This is a genomic window from Shewanella sp. DW31 (assembly GCF_015767295.1).
Classification (GTDB): domain Bacteria; phylum Pseudomonadota; class Gammaproteobacteria; order Enterobacterales; family Shewanellaceae; genus Shewanella; species Shewanella oncorhynchi.
In genome coordinates this window covers 111592-134733 of sequence record NZ_JADWMP020000012.1, presented here as the reverse complement: position 1 = coordinate 134733, position 23142 = coordinate 111592, and the positions used below count along the sequence as shown (strand labels likewise).

Annotated in this window: 24 protein-coding genes and 3 tRNA genes; 19 read left to right on the top strand and 8 right to left on the bottom strand. The window is 44.4% G+C overall.

Features of this window, described 5'->3' with window-relative positions; genetic code table 11:
• Nucleotides 1-196: 196 nt before the first annotated feature.
• From GWI56_RS12050 to hmpA, 5 genes are all read left to right on the top strand, one after another.
• A tRNA-Phe gene (locus GWI56_RS12050) sits at nucleotides 197-272 on the top strand.
• A gap of 54 nt (nucleotides 273-326) precedes the next feature.
• Nucleotides 327-413 (top strand) — tRNA-Leu (locus GWI56_RS12045).
• A 68-nt stretch (nucleotides 414-481) separates the two neighbouring features.
• Nucleotides 482-568 (top strand) — tRNA-Leu (locus GWI56_RS12040).
• A 165-nt stretch (nucleotides 569-733) separates the two neighbouring features.
• On the top strand, nucleotides 734-2359 hold the full coding sequence (locus tag GWI56_RS12035; protein ID WP_198573008.1) for a methyl-accepting chemotaxis protein: 1626 nt from the start codon (nucleotides 734-736) through the stop codon (nucleotides 2357-2359).
• Between the two features lie 250 nt (nucleotides 2360-2609).
• Nucleotides 2610-3803, top strand: coding sequence for an NO-inducible flavohemoprotein (gene hmpA / locus GWI56_RS12030; protein WP_173246336.1), 1194 nt, complete (start codon nucleotides 2610-2612; stop codon nucleotides 3801-3803).
• A gap of 96 nt (nucleotides 3804-3899) precedes the next feature.
• Here hmpA and GWI56_RS12025 read toward each other — a convergent pair whose 3' ends face one another.
• A complete protein-coding gene (locus GWI56_RS12025) occupies nucleotides 3900-4622 on the bottom strand; it encodes a 16S rRNA pseudouridine(516) synthase (protein WP_198573007.1) in 723 nt (240 codons plus the stop codon).
• Between the two features lie 160 nt (nucleotides 4623-4782).
• On the opposite strand from GWI56_RS12025, the gene GWI56_RS12020 reads away from it, so the two are divergent.
• On the top strand, nucleotides 4783-5709 hold the full coding sequence (locus GWI56_RS12020) for a hypothetical protein (RefSeq protein WP_028759267.1): 927 nt from the start codon (nucleotides 4783-4785) through the stop codon (nucleotides 5707-5709).
• Nucleotides 5710-5803: 94 nt separating this feature from the next.
• Here the strand turns inward: GWI56_RS12020 and GWI56_RS12015 are convergent, their stop codons facing one another.
• Nucleotides 5804-6439, bottom strand: a complete 636-nt coding sequence (locus GWI56_RS12015; protein ID WP_198573006.1) for a metalloregulator ArsR/SmtB family transcription factor — start codon at nucleotides 6437-6439, stop codon at nucleotides 5804-5806.
• 147 nt (nucleotides 6440-6586) lie between these two features.
• On the opposite strand from GWI56_RS12015, the gene GWI56_RS12010 reads away from it, so the two are divergent.
• Complete coding sequence (locus GWI56_RS12010) at nucleotides 6587-7201, top strand: NAD(P)H-dependent oxidoreductase (RefSeq protein WP_198573005.1); 615 nt, start codon at nucleotides 6587-6589, stop codon at nucleotides 7199-7201.
• A 56-nt stretch (nucleotides 7202-7257) separates the two neighbouring features.
• Complete coding sequence (locus tag GWI56_RS12005) at nucleotides 7258-7674, top strand: VOC family protein (RefSeq protein ID WP_028759264.1); 417 nt, start codon at nucleotides 7258-7260, stop codon at nucleotides 7672-7674.
• A 67-nt stretch (nucleotides 7675-7741) separates the two neighbouring features.
• Here the strand turns inward: GWI56_RS12005 and GWI56_RS12000 are convergent, their stop codons facing one another.
• Nucleotides 7742-8080, bottom strand: coding sequence for a DUF1971 domain-containing protein (locus tag GWI56_RS12000; RefSeq protein ID WP_198573004.1), 339 nt, complete (start codon nucleotides 8078-8080; stop codon nucleotides 7742-7744).
• A gap of 241 nt (nucleotides 8081-8321) precedes the next feature.
• On the opposite strand from GWI56_RS12000, the gene GWI56_RS11995 reads away from it, so the two are divergent.
• Nucleotides 8322-8792 (top strand): YcxB family protein, encoded by a 471-nt coding sequence (locus tag GWI56_RS11995; protein WP_198573016.1) that lies wholly within the window; start codon nucleotides 8322-8324, stop codon nucleotides 8790-8792.
• A 71-nt stretch (nucleotides 8793-8863) separates the two neighbouring features.
• Here the strand turns inward: GWI56_RS11995 and GWI56_RS11990 are convergent, their stop codons facing one another.
• Nucleotides 8864-9427 carry a GPR1/FUN34/YaaH family transporter gene (locus GWI56_RS11990; RefSeq protein ID WP_113939919.1) on the bottom strand — a complete coding sequence of 188 codons (564 nt, stop codon included), beginning with the start codon at nucleotides 9425-9427 and terminating at the stop codon, nucleotides 8864-8866.
• Nucleotides 9428-10218: 791 nt separating this feature from the next.
• Here GWI56_RS11990 and GWI56_RS11985 point away from each other — a divergent pair.
• The 5 genes from GWI56_RS11985 to GWI56_RS11965 all read left to right on the top strand — a co-directional run bounded on the left by GWI56_RS11985 (nucleotide 10219) and on the right by GWI56_RS11965 (nucleotide 14090).
• Complete coding sequence (locus tag GWI56_RS11985) at nucleotides 10219-10455, top strand: hypothetical protein (RefSeq protein ID WP_028759260.1); 237 nt, start codon at nucleotides 10219-10221, stop codon at nucleotides 10453-10455.
• A 362-nt stretch (nucleotides 10456-10817) separates the two neighbouring features.
• The gene (locus GWI56_RS11980; RefSeq protein WP_028759259.1) at nucleotides 10818-11681 is read left to right on the top strand and encodes a MipA/OmpV family protein; all 864 of its coding nucleotides are present in this window, start codon (nucleotides 10818-10820) and stop codon (nucleotides 11679-11681) included.
• Between the two features lie 5 nt (nucleotides 11682-11686).
• The gene (locus GWI56_RS11975; RefSeq protein ID WP_028759258.1) at nucleotides 11687-12097 is read left to right on the top strand and encodes a DUF3019 domain-containing protein; all 411 of its coding nucleotides are present in this window, start codon (nucleotides 11687-11689) and stop codon (nucleotides 12095-12097) included.
• Nucleotides 12097-12810 (top strand): response regulator, encoded by a 714-nt coding sequence (locus GWI56_RS11970; RefSeq protein ID WP_006080570.1) that lies wholly within the window; start codon nucleotides 12097-12099, stop codon nucleotides 12808-12810. The genes GWI56_RS11975 and GWI56_RS11970 overlap by 1 nt, the downstream gene beginning before the upstream one ends.
• Nucleotides 12811-12821: 11 nt before the next feature.
• Entirely contained in the window at nucleotides 12822-14090 is a 1269-nt protein-coding gene (locus tag GWI56_RS11965) for an ATP-binding protein (RefSeq protein WP_168825043.1), read from the top strand.
• A 104-nt stretch (nucleotides 14091-14194) separates the two neighbouring features.
• Here GWI56_RS11965 and GWI56_RS11960 read toward each other — a convergent pair whose 3' ends face one another.
• On the bottom strand, nucleotides 14195-14500 hold the full coding sequence (locus GWI56_RS11960) for a DUF1289 domain-containing protein (RefSeq protein ID WP_198573003.1): 306 nt from the start codon (nucleotides 14498-14500) through the stop codon (nucleotides 14195-14197).
• 177 nt (nucleotides 14501-14677) lie between these two features.
• On the opposite strand from GWI56_RS11960, the gene GWI56_RS11955 reads away from it, so the two are divergent.
• Nucleotides 14678-15214, top strand: coding sequence for a DUF4136 domain-containing protein (locus GWI56_RS11955; protein WP_198573002.1), 537 nt, complete (start codon nucleotides 14678-14680; stop codon nucleotides 15212-15214).
• A gap of 94 nt (nucleotides 15215-15308) precedes the next feature.
• Here the strand turns inward: GWI56_RS11955 and cysM are convergent, their stop codons facing one another.
• A complete protein-coding gene (gene cysM / locus GWI56_RS11950) occupies nucleotides 15309-16187 on the bottom strand; it encodes a cysteine synthase CysM (protein ID WP_198573001.1) in 879 nt (292 codons plus the stop codon).
• Nucleotides 16188-16399: 212 nt separating this feature from the next.
• Here cysM and cysP point away from each other — a divergent pair, with 212 nt between their 5' ends.
• From cysP to GWI56_RS11930, 4 genes are all read left to right on the top strand, one after another.
• Nucleotides 16400-17407: a thiosulfate ABC transporter substrate-binding protein CysP gene (cysP, locus tag GWI56_RS11945; RefSeq protein WP_168825039.1), complete on the top strand. Its 1008-nt coding sequence runs from the start codon at nucleotides 16400-16402 to the stop codon at nucleotides 17405-17407.
• 187 nt (nucleotides 17408-17594) lie between these two features.
• Nucleotides 17595-18440, top strand: a complete 846-nt coding sequence (gene cysT / locus GWI56_RS11940; RefSeq protein WP_105249982.1) for a sulfate/thiosulfate ABC transporter permease CysT — start codon at nucleotides 17595-17597, stop codon at nucleotides 18438-18440.
• A 9-nt stretch (nucleotides 18441-18449) separates the two neighbouring features.
• Complete coding sequence (gene cysW / locus GWI56_RS11935) at nucleotides 18450-19316, top strand: sulfate ABC transporter permease subunit CysW (protein ID WP_028759251.1); 867 nt, start codon at nucleotides 18450-18452, stop codon at nucleotides 19314-19316.
• Nucleotides 19313-20443, top strand: a complete 1131-nt coding sequence (locus GWI56_RS11930) for a TOBE-like domain-containing protein (protein ID WP_173246348.1) — start codon at nucleotides 19313-19315, stop codon at nucleotides 20441-20443. Before cysW ends, GWI56_RS11930 begins: the two co-directional genes overlap by 4 nt.
• 379 nt (nucleotides 20444-20822) lie before the next feature.
• Here the strand turns inward: GWI56_RS11930 and GWI56_RS11925 are convergent, their stop codons facing one another.
• A complete protein-coding gene (locus GWI56_RS11925; protein WP_131523842.1) occupies nucleotides 20823-21458 on the bottom strand; it encodes a DUF2625 family protein in 636 nt (211 codons plus the stop codon).
• A gap of 135 nt (nucleotides 21459-21593) precedes the next feature.
• On the bottom strand, nucleotides 21594-23105 hold the full coding sequence (locus GWI56_RS11920) for an AAA family ATPase (RefSeq protein WP_198573000.1): 1512 nt from the start codon (nucleotides 23103-23105) through the stop codon (nucleotides 21594-21596).
• Between the last annotated feature and the right edge of the window lie 37 nt (nucleotides 23106-23142).

The window sequence follows — 23142 nt, the reverse complement described above, 5'->3', positions numbered from 1 at the left end:
GCTTGGTGATCTTAGATAAGCCATAAATAGATAACGCTAAGTTCTCAATGTGGATAGTGGTTTGGCTATTTTTATATCCTCAATACCAACACAAATGACACTTTCGCGTAAATCTTATCCAACTGAGTCACTTTTTCCGTTATTTAGTAAAAATCTATTGACTCAAAACCCGAAAAGCCTTTAAATTGCGCCCGTCGCCCGAATAGCTCAGTCGGTAGAGCAGAGGATTGAAAATCCTCGTGTCCCTGGTTCGATTCCGGGTTCGGGCACCATCTTTAAATGGGTTGCGATAGCGACTTATGTTAGAGAACTGCGATAGGTACAGTGCAGGTGTGGTGGAATTGGTAGACACGCCAGCTTCAGGTGCTGGTGCTCGCAAGGGCGTGGAGGTTCAAGTCCTCTCACCTGTACCAAATTGCAGTTCAAAAGTTAAGATTCGCAGTGTTAAGATTGTCAATTCGATGAAATATCGAATAGCCATGCAGATGTGGTGGAATTGGTAGACACGCCAGCTTCAGGTGCTGGTGCTCGCAAGGGCGTGGAGGTTCAAGTCCTCTCATCTGTACCAACATTTAAACCTCGCCAAGCGAGTTTTTTTTGTATCTAAAGCAAAATAAATTTTCTGTAACTCTCCCCTCTTTCCTCAGATTTGCTATACCTATTGTTACAGACTCATCATAGGGATAGATAGAGTTCTGCCTAAAGGACTCTTTAGTTCACTGAGGCTATCCATATGAACGGTCTACAAATAAAACAAAAAATGTTTATCGGCATTCTGGTTCCCCTTGTAATGCTAATGACGATTGGCTTTCTCGCCATTAATATGATGGGTAAAATTGAATCGGGTGTTGAACGTATCTATGGCGATAGAGTTGTGCCACTAGACGATTTAAAAGTGATTGCTGATAAATACGCGGTCGATGTTATCGATGCGGTCAATAAGGCGAACGCGGGTGGTTTCACCGCCTCCCAAGCAGCTGAAGCACTAGACAGTGCTAAATCTACCATTACCCAGCATTGGCAAAAATACCTAGCCACTGAACTTACCTCAGAAGAATCCCGACTCGTAAAACAAGCCGAAGTGCTGTTCTCACCCGCGAATCAACAGATTGACACTCTGGTCTCACGCTTAAGAGGATTAAATGATGATGTATCAAGCCAATTATCGGCCAATATCCTGCCGCTTTACCAAGTAATAGACCCCATCAGTAACCAAATATCTGAACTGATTGCACTGCAAATTCGCGTGGCAGGCGAAGAAAAAGATCGTGTGAATGCCATTTACCAATCTTCAATCACTATTTTTGTAGCATTAGCCTGTGCCGCCATGATTATCAGTATTGTGATTGGGCTCTGGGTCAATCGCAGCGTGATGAATCCTATTAATGACATTCTCAGTAAACTTAAGCTAATCCATCAAGACTCAGATCTTACCGTCAAATTCACTACTTTTAATCACGATGAGCTAGGACAAATATCCACTAGCCTCACCCAAGTTATTGAACACTTGCGGGGCATTCTTCATTCGATTGCCGAAGCGGCAAATACCGTTAATAGTTCAGCAAATGAGTTAAGTAGCTTCACGCAGGCAACCAATAAACGTATGCAACAGCAGCAAGCCGAAACGGAGCAAACAGCAACGGCCATGAATGAGATGACGGCAACGGTCGCAGAAGTCGCCCAAAGCGCATCTGCGGCGGCAGATTCAGCCAAAGATGCCGACACCTATGCAGCCAATGGCAATAACATTGTGATGCAATCGATTAGCAGTATGTCGCAATTATCTGATCAAATTCAAAAAACGGCACAAGTCATTGGATTTCTGTCTAATGAGAGCCAAAATATCGGCCGTGTACTCGATGTGATAAAAAGCATTGCTGAGCAAACCAATCTATTGGCATTAAATGCCGCCATTGAAGCAGCCCGTGCGGGGGAACAAGGCCGCGGCTTTGCAGTCGTTGCGGATGAAGTGCGGACCCTTGCGCAGCGCACCCAAAAGTCTACCCAAGAAATTGAGGCCATGATTGCCACACTACAACAAGGCGTTAAAGAAGCAGTTAACGCTATGGAAATAGGTATAAATCAAGTAGATGATGCTAATGATAAAGCTAATCAAGCAGGCCAAGCACTGAAAGAAATCGTCTCCTCAGTAGATAGCATCACAGAACTTAATACTCATATTGCGACCGCTGCCGAAGAACAAAGTAGCGTTGCCGAAAGCATTAATCGCAGTATTATTGCCATCAGCGATATTGCAGAACATTCCACCTCATCGGCGGCTGAATTAAGTGAATCTGTGGTTAATTTAACTAAACTCGCCAACAGTATGCGCAATCAAGTGAGTGCATTTAAACTCTAAGTCAAAAAACCACACTATGACTGCAATAAGCTTTGCTGTTGCAGTTAACCTCCCCCATTACCTCTGTAATACATTGAAATAATATATTTATTTATCATCCCCCTATCTCATACCCGCTTCGATAAAGCACTTCAAATGACCTTAATCACGCTTTTCGGTAGCACGAATTGCGATCATCACTATTGATCCAAATCAAATAGATCTTTAAACTTATTTAACATTCATAATATTTGCACGTTAAGGATTTTCTATGTTGGACAGCCGTACAATCCAAGTTATCAAGAGCACTATCCCCTTACTCGAATCCGCAGGCCCTGCGCTGACGACCCATTTTTATGAACGTATGTTCAAACATAATCCTGAACTAAAAGATGTATTTAACTTGGCACACCAGCATTCTGGTGGCCAGCCTGTTGCCCTGTTCAACGCCGTCGCGGCTTATGCTAAAAATATTGAAAACTTAGCGGTGCTAAGTTCGACTGTCGAGCGCATTGCCCAAAAACATACAGGCTTTCTGATCAAGCCTGAGCAATATGCGATTGTCGGCAGCCACTTATTGGCCACCCTTAAAGAGTTAGGCGGCGATGCAGTAACAGAAGAAGTATTAGAAGCTTGGGCGCAGGCCTATGGATTTTTAGCAGATATCTTTATTCAACGAGAAGCTCAAATTTATCAGGCACATGCAGAACAAGATGGCGGTTGGTTGGGTGAGCGTCAGTTTATCATTAGCGCGAAAAAGACTGAGTCCACAGTCATTACCTCCTTCATATTGACGCCCGAAGATGGTAAACCAGTTAAAGATTTCATTCCTGGTCAGTATTTAAGTTTGAAACTAAAACATCCCAATTTAGCATATGAAGAAATCCGCCAATATTCCCTATCCGATGCACCGAATGGCAACAGCTACCGCATCAGTGTGAAACGTGAATTAGGTGGCCAAGTGTCTAATCTGCTACACGATACCATGCATATCGGTGACAAAATTGCAGTTATGCCGCCGGCGGGAGATTTTATCTTAGAAGTCGGGGCGGACATCCCCGTAGTGCTCATTTCAGCTGGAGTGGGTCAAACACCGATGAAAAGCATGTTGAATCAATTGATCAAGTTGCAACATCCAAGTGCTATTACTTGGCTACATGCCTGTGAGCAAGGTGATGTACATGGCTTCAAACAGGCTATTCACACCAAGCGCCAGCAACATCATAATCTGAAGAGCCATGTTTGGTATCGCAAGCCGAGTTCAACCGATGTGGTTGGTACAGATTATGATTTCGAAGGACAAATGGAATTAAGCAAAGTCGCAGATCAACTGCTTCCCCATGCACGTTACTATTTCTGCGGGCCTATTGGATTCATGTCAGCCATCAAGCAACAATTACTCGCTCTGGGTGTCTCAGCTGAAAACATGCACTATGAAGTATTCGGCCCCCACGCCGATCTCTAATCCCATGTCACGGGCTTGGGACACTTGACTCTCAAGTCCATTTGTATATTTAGAATCCGCAGAATAATGGCTAATAAATTGAAGTGCCCTATGTCTCTAAGCTACCGGTTTACAGCGGATACAAGCCACTTCTGCGGCAGTCAGCATACGACTTTCGCCCAACGCCAGAGCTTCATCCAACACAATATCACCTATTGATAATCTATGTAGACCAACAACTGGGTTTCGAAAGCGACCAAACATCCGCTTAATTTGATGGTACTTACCTTCCTTTAAAGTCACTTCAGCAACATGATCAGCAAGGATCACCAATTTAGCGGGCTGAGTCATTATATCTTCAAAGCTGAAATACATACCTTCGGCAAATGCGGCGATATATTCTTCAGTTAATGGATTAGCTAAGGTGACGCGATACACTTTATCGACCTTATGCGTCGGTGACATTAGTGCATCAGACCAGCGGCTGTCATTGGTCAGTAATAACAAACCCGAAGAATTTAAATCTAGTCTACCCGCGATATGTAACTCATCACGGGCTTCGCAATCGAGCAAATCAATCACAGTTTTATGCTGAGTATCTTTAGTCGCGCTCACCACGCCAATCGGCTTATGCAACATCAAATAAACCGGCGTGTTAGCCTGTAATATTTGCCCATCGAGTTGGATGTGAGAAAACTCATCCACTTGCCTATCCATGTCCTTCACTATCAATCCATCGACACGAACTCGGCCCAAGAGTAACAATTCACGCACCGCTTTACGGTGAGTGTGTAACTGGGTACAAAGATAACGATCGAGTCGGCCGCGCTTAGACTGCATAACACCACAAATGACGAAATATGAATGGGATAGCCATTTTAGCAGGATGCGAGTTCAGGTCATAGCGAGCCAATATCGTAAGCATCACAGAGGTTATTTAGAGCAAAATTAGCTCAAACTAGGCAAAATTTGTTAAGCTAGGCGTTCAATTCATCTTATTGTGAGTGGTTACCGCATCAAAAACTTATCTGCAAGTCCCGTTATGATACGTTCGAACCTGCTATTTTTAGCCTTGTTTTTAGTGATACTCGCGAGCTCATTCTTCACTCAAGCGAGCGATGCAGAAAATCCCCCTGAAGCGCCTCAACCTTTCGCCATCCATGATAAACCGCTGATAGAGCGCTACGTCTTCGATGAACTCAAATCCCTCAGATACGATCAACAGGATCTTGAGCGGCGCCTCACCATAGATATCACAGATCGCGAACTGGCCGTTGCCGACAAGTCGATGAATTACGCCAATGTCACTGTCACTTACTTCTTTTATATGATCGCCGGCGTCGCCTCTTTAGTCGCCTTTATCGGCTGGCAATCCCTACGGGAAATCAAGACACATACCGCCAAACTGGCCGCGAATCAGCTGCAGAGTATTGCCGAACAATACGAAGAAAAGTTCAAATTACTCGAGCAAGAACTCAAGCATAAGAGTCGTACTATCACGGATAATAATCGTGAAATAGAAGTGATTAATGAAATTCATAATCTGTGGCTACGTGCCCAAAGTGCCCAGACACCCGAACAAAAAATTGAAGTCTACGATGAAATCCTCACGATTCGACCTGGAGACTTGGAAGCGCTGACCTACAAGGCCGATGCCGCAATGGAAATGCGCGAATTTAATTGGGCACAAAGCCTATGTAATCGTGTTTTGGAAGTTGACCCAACTAACGCCCATGCTTTTTATCAAAGAGCCTGCGCCTTTGCGTGTTTAGGTGTTGAAGATAGGGCAATTTCTGATTTGGAACGTGCCATCCATAACAGCGCATCCTTCAAAGAGCTAGCGTTGGATGAAGCTGATTTCTCACAACTTAAAGGGCATCCTCGTTTCGAAACCTTATTGGCCTATCACGAACCTGATAAGCCCTAAGCTCCGAGGTTTAATGCTTAATATATAGCGTTAGCTTTCAGTGACGTTTTATCCCACAGATAAAACGCCTCAAGCGAACAACTTAAGTACACTACTAGGCTATCGTCGCAACTTTAATTGCCTCAATCTTATATGCACAGCGGCGAGCACCTTCGATGATATGTTCTTCGCGGCTCACCACGGCAATATCAGCGAATAACTGCTGGAAAAGTTGCAACTCAGAGCGGCAAAAATTCAAACACTTAGTCGCTGCGGCGCAGATAGGACAATGATTTTCGAGTAAAAAATACACGCCATCGATGTGTTCCATGGTCGCCATATAACCTTCGTTCGAGCGTAATTTCGCAAGTATGGCCAAACGTGTCGGAATATCAGTAGCACCTTCCATTGCCGCACGATATTGGACTAACGCACTTTGCTCCCTGTGACCGATAAGCTTATCCAAGCCTTGGTCGCCAAAGATCATTTTTACCGAGTCAATTAGCTGTACCGTCAATTCCTCATGGCGATCGGCAAAGTGAGTACGGCTTTGTTCAGTCAATCCCCAGTAACGTGTTGGGCGACCGCGGCCTTCAACTCGATCCTCAATATCCACATCGCCCATATCTTCCAAAGCTTGCAGATGTTGACGCACCCCCATAGTCGTTAACGCCAATTCCTCCGCTAAGGTTTTAGCTGTAAGCGGGCCATGCAACTTGAGTAATTGAATAATCTTATCAGTGGTTTTCATTGAGCCTCCCCGATTTCAGCCGAAGCATTATCTCCCAATCTCCGCTGCTTTAACAGATTAAATAAACTTTTTTATTTACTTTATCCTTTACAAGATTAAGTAAAGCAATTACCTTACAAATAATTTATAAACAAATAGGTTTACTTAATGAAATTACTCATCATTAGCACCAGCCAAAGACCCGATTCACAAAGTGCTAAAGTCGGTCGTTATATCGCCGAAAGCAGTTTCTCATCTCCTCACGGCATGGGTTACGACACGATACATCACTTAGAACTATGCCTGTTTAATCTGCCATTTTGGGACGGAGAAGAAGACAACAAAGGTGAACACTGGCCCGAAATAGAGCACAGAGTCGATGAAGCCGATGCGCTAGTGCTGATCACCCCAGAATGGGGCGGCATGGCATCACCATTACTGAAGAACTTTTTGTTGATGTGTACTCGCGAAGAAACCGCCCATAAACCCGCCTTATTAGTCTCAATATCGGACGGTATTAGCGGTACCTACCCTATCGTTGAAGTGAAGATGAATGCCCTTAAAAACAATAAATTAGTGCCCATACCCGATCACTTAATCATCCGCAATGTCAGCCATGTACTCAATGCAATCCCTGAGAGTGCCCGCGATATCGCGCTTAGGGAAAGAGTGCAATACAGCTTATATATGCTGCATCAATACGCCCAAGCATTAGCCCCCATTCGTGAACAACATGCCAATCAAGCGTACCCAAAGCAGCAGGAATACTGTTACGGTATGTAAGCGGCTTGAGATTTTAACCACCAGCAACAGACTAAAATCATTACAAGGAACGCATTATGATTCATTTAGAGCATATCAATTTAGTGGTAGACGACATCCCCGCAGCACTGCGCTTTTATCAAGCGGCTTTCCCCCATTGGCGTGTTCGCGGTGGCGATAAAGGCACTTGGTACGGCAAACCCCGTAATTGGATTCATTTTGGCGATGATTATCAATACATTGCTTTTAGTGACAATGGTGAAGGTGAAAACCGCGATTTGGCTGGTCATCAAATTGGACTGGCGCATTTTGCCTTTGTGACCGACAACTTAGATGCTGTGATAGCAAGACTGACCCAGGCAGGTTTCCCTATTGCCAAAGATGGTATGGAAGATCCCTATCGACGCAATATTTACTTCTTCGATGCCCATGGTTTTGAAGTGGAATTTGTGGAGTATTTAACTGATATTCCAACGGAACGAAATCGCTATTAGCGTAAATCGTTATTAAAAAGAAGTAGCCAAGAACCGCATGTAGTGAATAGGGTATAGGAGCCAGGTACTATTCGCTTCGCTCGGATTGTTGCTGCGCCACTATGGCCGAATCCTTATGGGCATAAAAGTGGAGTCTAAACTGAGTATCTTCGGTCAGTAGCTCCACTTTATGCCAATATTCAGGATGTGAAATGGCGGTTTCACCTGCGCGAATAATAATTTCTTTATCTAACTCGCCCCTGCTACCCGTAAAGCCGTAAAACTTTAAGCTGCCCGCCAACACTTGGATTTGCCCATATACGCCAGCCTTAGTATTGTGCATGTGCAGCAACATTTTAGGGACGTTGTCATGGTTGAAAACCGGCGTTGATTTGTAATTTACAAAATCTTTGGGGACTAAGGCCATGATGTTTTGCACTCCTTGTGTCAAATCACGAAAATCGAGTAATGCTTACGGCAAGACTAATATAGCCGTTGCCGTATTTCTGTCCAACTCATATCTTGACCTGTATAAACGAGCGGGTTTGAACGTCGAATTTGAAAACACCAAAGTGCTCATTCATGCTTGCAATAGCAAGGTTAGTTACTTTCATCACTGTAATCGCTACACTAGCCCGCATTAAGTGCCACCTCAATTAGATGACATGATGCCAACGCCCTATTCATATTCCACAACGTATATTTTAGATAAAGCCCATTTCGATGAATGCTATACGCAATCAGTGGTACCAGATCCCACGCTCAAACCTTACTACAAAGCCATTGGATTAACCCTGATAGGTATCGCGCTTATTTTCACCGATATTAGCCTTTATTTAGCCTACTTTTTTGTTGGGTTAGGTGTTATCGAAGCGCTCAATGTGAAGTATCACAAAGCATGGTGGTTGATGCGTCAGATGATGAGTAAAGCGGCCAGCAATGAGGTCACACTCACTATTGATGAGCAAGGGATTCATACTCAATCTATATCTGTGACCAGCCAAATTTTATGGACCGACATTTACCGGATTAAAGAAACTGAAAAAGGCTTCTTGATCACCCACAAAGCAGGCACGAGTTATGTTTCTCTCCGTAGCTTAGATGAAGCAGCTGTGGCCTATATTAAAACTAAAATGTAATACAGCTAAAAACACCCATAAAAAAGGCTGATCTTCATCAGCCTTTTTTACAACTCTGCATTGCTGAATCGTTACTTTTTCAATTCACCCACCGGTAAAATCGTACGGCCATACTCATTATTAAGCACCTGCGCCATCGCAAAATAAATCGCACTCGCACCGCAAAGTATCCCTTCAAAGCCCGCAATAGTGCCAATCAAGGCGCTACCCGTAAAATCACGCGCCGCCAGCAGAAAAAATAAGATAGTTAAAGAAGCAAACACAAACTGTTTGGCTCTTGGATAACGCAAAGAACCCACAAACATAAATGCCGTGAATATGCCCCAAAGCGTTAAATACCAGCCCATAAAATACGTTGGACTCGCCGCAATGCCAGCATTAGGCATTAAAATGAGGCCCACTAGCGTTAACCAAAACAAACCGTATGAGGTAAATGCCGTCGTACCGAAAGTATCGCCGCGCATGAAACACATAATCCCCACAATCACTTGACCAATGCCACCGTAAAAAATCCCCATGGCTAAGATCATAGAATCAATAGGGAAATATCCCGCATTATGAATGTTTAACAAAATTGTTGTCATACCAAAGCCCATTAAACCTAATGGCGCTGGATTAGCCAGTTTTGTAGACACAGAGTTCCCCTAGAGAAAAATCAACAATTCAATAAAAATCAATAGCATTTGCCATTAATCTTATGCACGCGCACCTGCGAGAGCGGCGCATTCTAGAGGATAGCTATAATCTTAGCAATGTAATCATCAAAAACAAACGAACACATAAAAATAAACAATAAAAACATAAAGTTAAAATAATAAACCGTAAAATAAAATTTAAACTAAAAAAACACATAAAAATTAATTCTTTTTAATTCAATATTCTAGAAAAAAATGGCCTGCAACATGCGTCATATCTCATTTTATATGACTTCTTATAACTACCGCATAATTCAGTTAACAGCGGCAATTAAACCTTCATTAAAAATCGACCATAAACAGTGATAATAATGCACTTTATCGCAAATAAGCCGTTAAAGTGATGTAAGCGGCACTTTTGAAAGAAATCCAAGTTCTACTGTACACACAATTAAGCGCATAAGTTTAGTGCAGAGTTTCATCAATAAATTTCAAACACAAGTTCAGAAGAGCCAACTTAGCACGCATGAGTTCAGAGCATGCAGTGAGCCTAACTCAAGCAGCAAAAGATGCTGAGAATGAATCAAACTAGAGCAAATAAAGTACACTTAGTCAGCCCATTTACTTGAAGCGAATCAAGGGAAAACAAGGTAAAAAATCTTAATCAAGAAAGGTAAAAATTATTTATATCTAAAACAGAATAGCAGTGATAAATTGCTGATGTTGGCACAGTGGTATTAAGAGAATGCTTCTTAATCTGTGGTTAACAATACATAACTAAAGGAAATAAAATGAATAAGTTATCAGCTGTTTTTACTCTATTGGCATTAGTAAGTTTCACTTCCTTTGCTGACGACTCCTCTTTACCGCCTGCACCAGCAGCAGATCTCGCTCAGCTAAAAGAAGTGTGCCAGCAGATGGCTTCTGAAGATCAAGTCGAAAATGCTGAGCTAAAACAATATGTGCTTGATTGTGTAAACGATCAATTGACAGAAATGGGCTACAAGTCAGTTACTGAGGTCAATTAATCTTCATTCTAATCTCTGTGTTATTACCGCAAAGTAGGTTATTCGGCTTCAGTCTGTGCCATTCACACTTGCGAATGGCATTATTATTTCCAAGCAACACAGCTTTTACATCATAATTAACATCATTTCAGTTACACTCGAAACTTATAAAACACAAAATTTAACATTTACAATTAACCGTACGAAAGCTGCCAAGATAAGCTTTTAGCATGACTATCAACATATTGTGCAATCCATAAATTTATTATTTAATTGATAGCTGTATCATTTTGCATCTCCGTGAATGAAACCACTGTTGAATTGAGCATAAAATGCTAATCTGTTTTCCTGTATTGTTAACCTCAGCCCTTAATCGTTAAATCATGTATCGTATTCTTTTTGTCCTCATTACAAGTTTAAGTATTTTGCCTGCAATCGGAATGGCGAAAGAAGCCTGTGCACCAGAAAATCAATGTATTGAGATGAACAACTGGGATCTAGGCATCGCCATAGGCTGGGGACAAAAAAGCAATCCACTCAGGGATTTTGACGATATTCCATTGTTCTTTATTCCAACAGTGGCCTATTACGGCGAACACTGGTTCTTCGACAATGGTAATTTAGGTTATACCTTAGCCGAGCAAGAAAGCTTTACAATTAACTTAGTAACAAGTTATAGCTTAGATAGAGCCTACTTCTATCAATGGGACCCATCAAATATCTTTTTGAATCGTGGCACTCAAGTTGAAGCCAAAGCCATAAATAGTATGGCTTTGTCGACTGAGCCCGAGCCTGAGTTTAATTCCTTAGAGACTCGGAACTTCACCTTACTTGGCGGTGCCGAAGCATTCATCTATACGCGGCTCGGTATTATTAGATTGGCGTACACTCATGATATGTTTAATGTGCATCAAGGTTCAGAAGCACAAATAAAATGGACCTATGGCTGGGATTACGATCGTTTCATTTTTGAGTTTGCGCTGGTATTTGATTGGAAGAGCCAAGCCGTAGTGGATTATTATTACAGCGTTAGACCCAGTGAAAACGCCTATTGGAGCGAAAAATATCAAGCAAAATCAGGTTGGGATAAAGGTGCGGAAATGACGGCCCGTTACATATTAACTGACAATTGGGATCTACTGTTGGCAGTTCGTTACACTCTAATTGCCGATGAGATTGCCGCCAGTCCCTTGTTAGACCAAGACTATAGCAGCACCTACTTTATCGGCGCTGCCTATAGGTTCTAACGTTAGTGACACTGCCTCAGTTAAGCTTGCTTTGCTTTATAGGTCTAAGCCTCGGCTTGATGGGCCAAAGTTCAGCACAAGCCAAAACTCGCGACTCGGCACTCAAACTCACACCCGAAATTTGCATCACAAGTTCAGAAACTGAGGCCTGTGACGTCTATATAGAACTACAGTGGGAACTCGCTAAAGATGAGCTTATCTGTATCTTGTCCGACAACGCCGCCTATCCCAAATGGTGCAGTGATTCAGTTTCAACCCATACGTTAAGCATGAAAATCCACACTATGACGGATATTCAATTTGTCATGGTGAGTAAAGACAGTAACCAAACTTTGGCTGGTGCCAAACTTAAAATCACTTCTGCATCACAACCTCAGGTTCGCAGACGTTACCGCAACCCTTGGAGTTTATTTTAATGACAAGCCCACAATCGAACCACAGAGTATTATTGGTTGAAGACGACGTTCGCCTAGCAAACTTGATTGTAGATTACCTAAAATCCCATGGTATGCATGTTGAAGTTGAACGCCGTGGCGATACAGTGCTAACACGATTAATCAATTACAAGCCAGATATCATACTGTTAGACATTATGCTACCGGGCATGGATGGCCTCACTCTGTGTGAGAAACTGCCCGATTATTTCGCAGGTCCAATCCTATTGATGAGCGCACTTGGTTCAAGTGAAGATCAAATCAAAGGACTAGAACTCGGTGCCGATGACTACGTGGTCAAGCCCGTCGATCCCGCTCTGTTAGTTGCGCGGATCAACAACTTACTTCGCCGTCAGAATCAGCCACCACAGGCAGAATCACACTGTCTAACCTTCGGTAAATTGAGTATCGACCCGCATACCCATGCGATTCGTCTTAATGAAACTGAAATTGATCTCACCAGCCATGAATTCGAATTGCTGTGGTTACTGGCCTCGCAAGCGGGCCAAGTGCTCAGCCGTCAGTATATTTATCAGTTGTTACTCAATATTGATTTCGATGGTAAAGATCGAAAAATTGACGTGCGGATCTCTAGATTACGTAAAAAACTCAACGATAATATTGAGACACCTTTCAGAATTAAAACCGTTTGGGGACAAGGTTATCTCTTTGCTCCTGAAGCTTGGAATAACTAAGCACAAATACAGTGAAACGTCTCTTTATCAGTTTATATCTGCTACTCAGTCTCAGCGTGCTTGGGATTGGCTGGACACTCGACAGCCTGTGGCAGAAGAATGTTGATGACAATAATGCCCTCGATGCGCCGTTAGTGGCATTGGCGCAATTATTAGCTGAATTACCTCCCGATGCCCGCCAACGGTATCTGGAGGCGATCCCAGCGAACCCTGTGATGCCACTGCAATTACTCAATGCAGATCAAGTCGCGCTGGCAGATAATCAAGCGTTAAGCACAAGCAAGGTGTTCACCACCACGGCCAATGATGATAGCTTGCTGCAATTTATTCGAGTAGACGATCAAGTCTTAATGGCGGGGCCGCTGGACATAGATCCCAGAGCCAACCTTCGCAGCCTGTTCACCCTGTTCTTTTATTTATCACTCGCCCTTGTTGCGCTAATTTGGGTCGGCCCGCTTTCACGGGATTTGAGCATACTGCGTAAGGCCACCAAAGAATTTGGCGAAGCCAAATGGGACACGCGGATTACCCTGTCAAATCGCTCTCAGGTCAAACCCTTAGCCAATACGTTTAACGAAATGGCGCGACATATCAGCGCCTTGATTGAGAACCAGAAACACCTATCTAATGCGGTATCCCATGAGATCCGCACGCCACTGGCGAGGCTCAAATTCGCTCTTGCACTTATGCCTATGTATTGTCAGCCAGATTCGGACGAACAGAAGCGACAAGATTTTCTCGACGAAATGCAGCTCGACATCAAAGAAATGGAAGACTTACTTCAAGAACTGCTGACCTACGCCAGCTTAGAGTCACAGCGAGAAGGTATCCAGTTGGATGAGTACGATTTAATTAATCTCATCAATCAAAGTATTAAGCGCCTAGAAACCTTAAGTCCAACGCCTATAACGCTCAAGGCCGAAGTCGAAAAACTGCCCTTATTCGGAGAACCCGCATTAATCGAACGGGCACTACAGAATTTACTGACCAATGCACAACGCTTTGCCCGCACTGAAATCATCATTGAAGTTAAGCAGACCCAGCATAGGGTCAATTTAAGTGTGAGTAACGACGGCGAACCTATCCCTGCGGTGGATTTACCGAAAGTGTTCGAGCCATTTTATCGCAGCCAATCGGTACAGAATGGCAATAAAGGACATGGTTTAGGCCTTGCGATCATCAAACGGATTATGCAACGACATCAAGGGAATGTAAGTGTTACCAGTGATGCACAACATACTCGATTTAGTTTAATCTGGCCGAAGAAGCGTAAGCTGTAATAGGGATTGGGATAGGGATTAAACGACTGCGGGTCTGTTATTCATCTAACGCGCTAATTCTACAAGTCAGTTAAATAAGACTATTTAACAAAGTATTCAACCTATTAGTCTAGCTCGAAGCCACCAAAATCCAGATCGACTTCGGGCTCAGGCTCAAAATTCAACTGTGGATTTAACGCTGCCCTTTCTTGCTCTATTTGTGCTTGCCTTGCTTTCATCATCGCTAACTGGCGACGACGTTTACGTTGAGTGCACAGGCGAATGACATCATACTTTTGCGCATCTGAAAACGTTAACCAATTGAATCTTTCGTCACGGCTTCGCAGGCAACCATTACAGTAACCGCGCGCATCGGTAACACACACACCGATACAAGGACTCGGGATATCAAAAAAGGCTAACTGTTCCATAACCCGCCGCTATTCCTATCTAAAAATGAACCATACTCAAAACGATCCTTGCTAAAAACAAAGCGTGTGGAATTGCATTCAAAGCGATTCAAATACAACACGCTCATCTAAAGTACTTGCAGAAACAACCTTAATCAAGGCACATTGAACAGAGTTTGTACAACTTGGAGCACTATCATGGGATACCGTCACTTTGCCAGTCTGCTCGTCGCTGTTGCCTTATTAAGCGCTTGCAGCAGTAAACCGAAAAACGATTATGATCTCAATTACGACTTCACCGCACTACGCAGTTTTACCCAGTTAACACCACAGCCGACGGATGACCCGTTAAGCGCCCAGCGTATTCAAGTAGAAATTAACAACCAATTGACTCAAAAAGGGTTTGTAGAAAATACAGCGTCGCCCGACTTTAACGTCGCCTACGCCTTACTCACCCAAGATAAGCCCAAAGATTCAGGGCTATCCATTGGATTAGGCACAGGCACATTCGGAAATTCGGGCGGGATTGGAATAGGCACCAGTGTTGGCGTGCCGCTGGGGAGTGATACCGCTAAAATTCAAACCATTCAGATAGATATTGTCGATCCTAAGACCAAAGCTCTTATTTGGCGTGGCAGCGACAGCTATGATTTCGATGCAGGCGGTAACGAGAAAGCCCAAGATACCGCCAAAGCCGTCAACCGAATTTTGACGCAATTTCCACCGAAAAAATGATCACGTTTTAAAGGGTAAAAATGGGCGCGTCTCGCCCATTTTCACCCATCAAACATTCATATCGCTCAATATGCTTAGAGTAAAAATCTAGGACTCAGGAAAAAAGCCCTGACGAAAGGTAACGATCGCCCCTATCACAGACAATCGCCACGACCACAGAACCCGGATATTGTTTAGCAATCTCCAGCGCAGCAAACACGGCACCGCCCGAACTGACTCCAGCACAAATCCCTTCCTCTCGCGCTAAGGTTCTCGCCATGGCTTTTGCATCTTTCTCTTCAATATCCATAACTAAATCAACCCAAGAAGCATCAAAAATCCCAGGCAAATATGCCTGCGGCCAACGCCGAATCCCTGGAATAGCACTACCATCGGCAGGCTGAAGGCCGACGATAGTAATGTCGGGATTACAACTTTTAAGGTATTTAGACACACCCATTATGGTACCTGTCGTCCCCATACTTGACACAAAGTGGGTAATTTTGCCTAGACTCTGTTGCCAGATCTCAGGGCCTGTCGTGAGGAAATGGGCATTAGCGTTATCTTGGTTATTAAATTGATCCAGCACCTTACCTTTGCCTTCGCTTTGTAACTGCAGCGCCAAATCCCGCGCAGTCTCCATGTTATCCACTAGCATGAGCTCTGCGCCATAGGCTTGCATCGCATCCTTACGCTCCTGAGTCGAATTATTCGGCATAATCAGGATCATCTTGTATCCTTTGATTGCCGCCGCCATCGCCAGCGCAATCCCAGTATTGCCACTCGTTGCCTCAATAAGCGTATCACCAGGGCTTATTTCTTGGCGAAGTTCGGCCTGAATAATCATATTGAGTGCAGGACGATCTTTTACTGAACCCGCGGGGTTATTGCCTTCCAATTTTAACAGTACAGTGGAAGTACCACAGTTAAGCCGCTGCAAGCGAACCAGCGGAGTTTGCCCGATGCAGGCTTCAATTGTCGGAAAGTCAGACACTAGGATTATCCTTTACTTGATAAAAACAACTAAGCGATAGCCTATTCTAAGTCGGTTACCACTGACAAACACGGTGAATACTGCTTATAACATAAAATAAATCGCTCATAGTTATTCAAAAAAGTTCTATTCAACTGGCTTTTTATAAACAATTAATTCTATTACTCTAGGTGCCATAACGCTGACAAAATTGCCAGATTAAGGAGTTAAAAATGTCCGTAAAATTGATAAAGGCCCTGCTAGGAACCCTCATTCTGGGAACCTCACTCAATGTGACTGCCGCAGATCAAACCCTGCTTAATTCCTCTTATGATATCGCACGGGAATTATTCAATGCCTACAACCCCGTTTTTGCCAAACATTGGGAAGAGAAAACAGGTAAAACCGTCGAAATTAAACAATCCCATGCAGGCTCATCTGCACAGGCACGCTCGATTCTGCAGGGATTACCCGCAGATGTGGTAACGTTTAATCAAGTGACAGACGTACAAGTTCTGCACGATCGCGGTAAATTGATCCCAGAAAATTGGCAACAATTACTCCCTAACGCCAGTTCACCTTACTATTCCACCATTGCATTTTTGGTGCGTAAGGGTAACCCAAAGCAAATCAGCGACTGGGGCGATTTAGCTAAAGATGACGTTAAACTGGTCTTTCCTAACCCAAAAACCTCTGGTAATGCTCGCTACACTTATTTAGCCGCATTAGGTTATGCTCAGAAAAACTATGGTAAGGATAATCAGGCTAAACTGGATCAATTCCTGAAAAAATTCCTCGGTAATGTCGCAGTATTTGATACAGGCGGCCGCGGTGCGACCACCTCCTTTGTTGAACGTGGGATCGGTGATGTATTAATTACCTTTGAATCGGAAGTGAACAATATCCGCCAGCAGTATGGTACGGACGATTACCAAGTGGTTGTACCAAAAACCTCGATTCTGGCAGAGTTCCCCGTCGCTGTGGTTGAGAAAAATGCTAAGCGTAACGGTACACAGGAACTCGCAACTGAGTATTTGAATTATCTCTACAGCGAAGAAGCGCAGCGCCTATTGGCAGGATTCAGCTATCGTGTACACAACGAAAAGGTAAAAGCTGAGTTTGCTAAGCAGTTCCCTACCGTTGACCTGCTGACTGTTGAGCAAATCATCGGTGGTTGGGATAATGCCATGAAAACGCAGTTTGCTAACGGTGCAAAACTCGATGAGCTATTAAAGCGCTGATATCGTCCTTAATGTAGTAAGATATCAACATTGAACCCGAGCAAAGTCTCGGGTTTATCGCTAATTGGCATTTATCAATCAGTGTTAGCCGTAAAGATTGCATCCAACAAATGGCTTGAGCCAACAACGAGCGAACCGTATAAATAGTATTGGTTTAACGCAATTAACCTGATCGGGTGATTATTCTGTGATTTTTAATAACGGGCGTTTACGCCATAAGCGGGTTCTTCCCGGTTTTACCATCAGCTTAGGTGTGTCCCTGCTGTTTGTCAGCCTAATCCTATTATTGCCAACCACAGGCTTAATCATGCAGACCAGTTCAATGAGCTGGTCCGAATACTGGGGCGTGATTGCCGATCCCAGAGTGGTTGCCAGTTACCGAGTCACCATACTATCGGCGCTCGCGGCATCATTATTTAACTGCCTTTTCGGATTATTACTCGCATGGGTACTCGTGCGTTATGAATTTCCCGGCAAACGCATTTTAGATGCCTTGGTAGATTTGCCCTTTGCCTTGCCGACCGCCGTTGCCGGTATCACCTTAGCCACCCTTTATGCGGAAAACGGCCAAATCGGTAGTCTATTAGCTGAATGGGGCATAAAAGTCGCCTACACCCCGCTAGGCATAGTGGTCGCGATGATTTTCACCAGTATTCCCTTTGTGGTTCGTACGGTACAACCCGTTCTCGAAGAGTTATCCCACGAGGAAGAAGAAGCGGGAATGACGCTTGGCGCCTCGGATCGTTCGGTATTCTGGCGGGTTATTTTGCCCTCCCTTTGGCCAGCATTAATGATTGGAACGGCACTGTCTTTTACCCGCAGTCTGGGTGAGTTTGGTGCCGTGATCTTTATCGCTGGCAATATGCCTTATATCAGTGAAATCACTTCGTTAATGATCTTTGTCCGCCTGCAAGAATTTGATTTTGCAGGTGCCAGCGCCATTGCCTCAGTGGTTCTGATGACCTCGTTACTGCTATTACTGCTGATAAACCTGTGGCAGGCGCGTTATCTGCGCCGCATTCATGGACGATAAGGAGCGAATATGAACTCATTTAAACCCTTAAGAGTCGGTGAAGCGCCCCTGATCAAATGGAGCCTTATTACCCTCGCCGTGCTCTTGGGCTTGCTATTGTTGCTATTGCCGTTGGTGAGTATTTTTCAGCAAGCGTTTGTCGGAGGTTGGGAGCGTTATATTGGGCACCTAACTCAACCGGATTCGCTGCATGCGATTGGTTTAACACTGATGGTGGCAGCACTCACAGTACCGATCAATTTAGTGTTCGGAATCATGCTGGCGTGGAGCGTGACTCGTTTTGAATTCCCCGGTCGCAAGTTACTGATCACGCTAATTGATATTCCATTTGCGGTCTCCCCTGTCGTCGCAGGTTTGCTCTATTTGCTGCTCTATGGCAACAGTGGTTGGCTTGGCGAATGGCTATATGAGCACGATCTGCAGATCATGTTTGCTTGGCCAGGAATACTATTAGTGACCATTTTTGTCACTTGCCCCTTTGTGGCCAGAGAACTGATCCCATTGATGCAACAACAGGGCGCATCGGAAGAAGAAGCTGCAGTGATCCTTGGAGCGTCATGGTGGCAACTCTTTCGCCGCGTGACCCTACCCAACATCAAATGGGCACTGATTTACGGTGTGATCCTCACCAATGCCAGAGCCGTAGGAGAATTTGGTGCCGTTGCTGTCGTATCTGGCAACATTCGCGGCGAAACCAATACCTTACCTTTACATGTGCAATTATTGTATGAAGATTATCAGGCCGAAGCCGCCTTCGCGAGCGCGTCATTACTGGCCCTGATCGCCCTATTTACCCTAATGTTAAAAGCCGTAGTGGAATGGCGGCAACAACGCAGTTTAACCGCCAATGACAATAAAGAGCAGAGCCAACTATGAGTATTCGTCTTACTAATATTTCCAAGAAATTTGGCCAATTTCAGGCGCTTTCCCCACTTAATCTCGATATTCAAGAAGGGGAAATGATTGGTCTGCTGGGACCATCAGGTTCAGGCAAAACTACACTGCTGCGGATTATTGCCGGTCTTGAAGGAGCCGATAGCGGCCAAATTCAATTCGGCAACCGAGATGTCACTCAAGTGCATGTGCGTGAAAGACGCGTAGGTTTTGTGTTTCAAAACTACGCGCTGTTTCGCCATATGACGGTCGCCGATAACGTCGCCTTTGGACTCGAAGTCATGCCGAAAAAACAAAGGCCTTCGGCGGCAGAAATTCATAAGCGAGTGACACAACTGCTAGAAACAGTACAACTAGGCCATCTCGCACAGCGCTATCCTGAACAACTCTCGGGTGGACAAAAACAGCGCATTGCGTTGGCCCGTGCACTCGCAACCCAACCAGAAGTCTTGCTACTGGATGAACCCTTTGGCGCCTTAGATGCTAAAGTGCGTAAAGAACTACGCCGCTGGCTACGCAGCCTGCATGATGAATTGAAATTCACCAGCGTGTTTGTGACCCACGATCAGGATGAGGCGCTTGAGCTTTCAGATAGAGTGGTAGTGATGAGTAATGGTCATATAGAGCAGATTAATACACCTGCTGAGCTATACTCGCACCCCAATAGTCGCTTTGTGTTTGATTTTCTTGGTAACGTCAATGTCTTTGAAGCCAGTTGGCAACAAAAACGTTGGGAAAATGGTCAAGCATTTTTAACACCTCCAGAACAGCAAACACTGCAGCAAGATGGTGTTCTCTACGTACGCAGTCACGAATTAGCGCTGTCAAATAAGCCTAATAGTCAGGCCAATTTGCCGTTCAATATTGTCGCCATGACCCCCATTGGCGCCGAAGTAAGACTGGAATTAGCCCCACACGGCTGGCATAGCGAAGAACTGTGGGAAGCCAAATTCACCCACCATAATCTGCAGGAACTCGGGTTGCAAAAAGGCAGTGTAGTTTACGCTACCCCAAGAACAGCTTACTTCTTTGGTGCGCAGGGTGAGAGTTCACCGACGCGTCTTAACTGGCCATTCCTGACTCCGGGCAGTCTCGCCTTTGATATCTAATGTCATCATAATAGGAATAAGCAGCATTAGCGGTACCACAGGGAGTGGATACCGCTAAGATTCAAACCATTTAGAGAGATATTGTCACGCCAAACAGTGAAGCACTCATTAGGCATTGCCGCGACAGCTTTTGGTGATAGCGACAGCTTTGATTTTTGATGCAAGCGGTAACGAGAAATCCCAAGATACCGCCAAAAACGTCAGCTAGATCTTGGTGCTGTCCCCTCCGAAGAAGTGATTAATCATGGATGGCATATACAGCCCATCCATGTTGAATCAATAGAGCTGATAAGCAGATTTACATCTAACAATCAATATATTAGATGTTTATAACAAATAATTATTGCAGAAGTACTCATAAAATCAGCGGGTAAACGAATTAACTAACCGAGGTTAATAATTCCAATTTCAGCCTATACATTTCATCAACTGACACCACTTTCACGCTGCTTATTTCAATAGAACCTTCTTTCGCCCATAAAAATGGATAAAAGCTCAGGCATTGATCTGTAGCTATCTGTGAATAGGTTTTTTGAAAGCGCTCTTTACCTAAACTCGCATAAAACTCATTGATTCTCTTTGTAGCTGACCATTGAAAAAAATCTGCGAACCCGATTTCTAACCCTTCCCAATGAATTGAGTCTGGCGACCAATAGTATATATTCCCAACATCTGCGCCTAAACCGCCGCCGTTGATAGCAAAAAATCCACCAACTACGTCATTCGCCACTAAAAGATAATGTGCACTCCTATTCCAATCAGTAAGGTTTCTAGACAATCTTTCATGTCCAGAGCCGAAAAAACGAATCCATCCATTGTCGATCAAAATCCCACCGGTTTCGTAGGCAATTGCCCCTAATACCGAACGAGTCGATACCTGAAGTGATTCAAGTACTTCAACCCGATCCTTTGAAGGCGGCAGTATCTCTACACAATGCTCAGCACCAGCAACCATTTCATTGACTACTTTTATGCCAGAGTCTTCGATATCAATCAGTTCATATATACTTTTCAATCTCTTATCCTTGTATCACTAATATCCAGTAAAACGACTCATCATTCATAACAGTACCTTGGGAATGTCGAAAATAACTAAGCCAATGTAGCGTTTAAAAATGCTAGTTAGCACTCATGGAACCAAGCAAAAATCTTACTCATGGGCATTCACGGTTCGGCCTGCGGCCCATTGTCGTAGCGCATTGATTTTATCGCTCATGACCACAGATAAAGGCCGAGTTTTACTCAGTTCTTCGAGTAGTAACAGCTGATCGACAATGCGCTCGACGCTTCTTGCGGTATACATGGCTGCAATAACCGCTTGTTCGATTTCGGCGCCAGAAAATCCTTGGCTGCGGGCCGATAATTGGGCGAGATCTAAGCTCGCCACATCGATTCCACGGCGCTGACAATGGATTAAGAAGATGGCTTTACGGATGGCTTCGTCGGGTAAATCGACAAAAAAGATTTCATCCATCCTGCCCTTTCGCATCAATTCTGGCGGCAAGGCTTGAATGTCATTCGCGGTCGCCACCACAAACACTTCAGATTTACGCTCCGCCATCCAAGTGAGTAAGGTGCCGAGGATCCGCGTCGAGGTGCCCTCATCGCTGCTACTGCCGCTTAAGCCTTTTTCAATTTCATCTATCCAAAGCACGCAGGGCGACATCATGTCGGCGAGCTCCAGTGCATTTCGCAGGTTCTTCTCGGTTTCACCTATGTATTTGTTATATAAGGCAGCCATATCGAGCCTGAGCAAAGGTCGCTGCCAAACGCCCGCAACGGCCTTAGCTGCGAGGCTCTTACCACTGCCCTGAACGCCGAGCAGTAAAATCCCCTTGGGCGCATCGAGCGCCTTGGTGTGTTGAACAGAAGTCGGCTTATCGCCTTGGTCAAGGGTGCTGACAGCCGCTATGGGCGCGCGCTGCTTGAGCCATTTTTTAAGATTATGCAGCCCAGCAACCTGCGAGAAATAACTGGTGTCGTATTCAAATTGCAGCACGCCATTTAAGTCGAGTAACTGAAACTTGGCTTTATTGATGGCATCAATATCAGACAAGGTAATAGCACCATCATCGACTATGGCTTTGCGTACCAGACGGCGGGCATCGTCTAAGGTCACGCCCCGCAGATTCTCCGCCAATTTGACCACTGCGGTATCATCGACCAATAACGGCGTGCCTTGGTGACGAATTTTATCGACCTCAAGGTAAATCAGGTTTTGCAATTGCACTGTGCTTGGCAAGGTTAATTGAAAATAGGCGCAATAACGTTTGATTTCGGGCGGGATATCAAAGGCATGGCTCACCAGCACTAATGTGTGTTGCAGTGTCTCGTATTCGAGGGCGATTTCTTTGAGTAAACGGACATTCTTTGGCGCATCAATCACAAAGGGATGAAAGTCGCACAGCACATAAATCCCCTGTTGCGAGGTTGATTTAATTTGCCCAAGCAAATCTGTGGGTTCGCTATTAAACTTTTGCGCCGCCATAGGTTTATCGACCCGTGCTAGGCCTTGGGTGATGCTCCATGTAAACACAGGTTGATAGAGCACACTTGCGACCCGCTTAAGCAGCTCAACCACGCGATATTCTTCATAGGTTTCAATCACTACAATTGGCGTATTGGAGCGCAGCACTGAGGTTAAATCGTGAATATCTTGCATGCTTTCAAATTCCTTTTTATTCACCCAAAAATGTGTC

What these genes read in the sequence shown, in the direction of transcription:
- GWI56_RS11930 (WP_173246348.1), top strand. Translation starts at nt 19,313, where the DNA reads ATGAGTATTCGTCTTACTAATATTTCCAAGAAATTTGGCCAATTTCAG.
- GWI56_RS11920 (WP_198573000.1), bottom strand. Translation starts at nt 23,105, where the DNA reads ATGCAAGATATTCACGATTTAACCTCAGTGCTGCGCTCCAATACGCCA.
- GWI56_RS12035 (WP_198573008.1), top strand. Translation starts at nt 734, where the DNA reads ATGAACGGTCTACAAATAAAACAAAAAATGTTTATCGGCATTCTGGTT.
- GWI56_RS12000 (WP_198573004.1), bottom strand. Translation starts at nt 8,080, where the DNA reads ATGGCCTTAGTCCCCAAAGATTTTGTAAATTACAAATCAACGCCGGTT.
- GWI56_RS11970 (WP_006080570.1), top strand. Translation starts at nt 12,097, where the DNA reads ATGACAAGCCCACAATCGAACCACAGAGTATTATTGGTTGAAGACGAC.
- GWI56_RS12025 (WP_198573007.1), bottom strand. Translation starts at nt 4,622, where the DNA reads ATGCAGTCTAAGCGCGGCCGACTCGATCGTTATCTTTGTACCCAGTTA.
- GWI56_RS12005 (WP_028759264.1), top strand. Translation starts at nt 7,258, where the DNA reads ATGATTCATTTAGAGCATATCAATTTAGTGGTAGACGACATCCCCGCA.
- GWI56_RS12015 (WP_198573006.1), bottom strand. Translation starts at nt 6,439, where the DNA reads ATGAAAACCACTGATAAGATTATTCAATTACTCAAGTTGCATGGCCCG.
- GWI56_RS11985 (WP_028759260.1), top strand. Translation starts at nt 10,219, where the DNA reads ATGAATAAGTTATCAGCTGTTTTTACTCTATTGGCATTAGTAAGTTTC.
- cysP (WP_168825039.1), top strand. Translation starts at nt 16,400, where the DNA reads ATGTCCGTAAAATTGATAAAGGCCCTGCTAGGAACCCTCATTCTGGGA.
- cysW (WP_028759251.1), top strand. Translation starts at nt 18,450, where the DNA reads ATGAACTCATTTAAACCCTTAAGAGTCGGTGAAGCGCCCCTGATCAAA.
- GWI56_RS11995 (WP_198573016.1), top strand. Translation starts at nt 8,322, where the DNA reads ATGCCAACGCCCTATTCATATTCCACAACGTATATTTTAGATAAAGCC.
- GWI56_RS11980 (WP_028759259.1), top strand. Translation starts at nt 10,818, where the DNA reads ATGTATCGTATTCTTTTTGTCCTCATTACAAGTTTAAGTATTTTGCCT.
- hmpA (WP_173246336.1), top strand. Translation starts at nt 2,610, where the DNA reads ATGTTGGACAGCCGTACAATCCAAGTTATCAAGAGCACTATCCCCTTA.
- GWI56_RS11955 (WP_198573002.1), top strand. Translation starts at nt 14,678, where the DNA reads ATGGGATACCGTCACTTTGCCAGTCTGCTCGTCGCTGTTGCCTTATTA.
- GWI56_RS11960 (WP_198573003.1), bottom strand. Translation starts at nt 14,500, where the DNA reads ATGGAACAGTTAGCCTTTTTTGATATCCCGAGTCCTTGTATCGGTGTG.
- GWI56_RS12010 (WP_198573005.1), top strand. Translation starts at nt 6,587, where the DNA reads ATGAAATTACTCATCATTAGCACCAGCCAAAGACCCGATTCACAAAGT.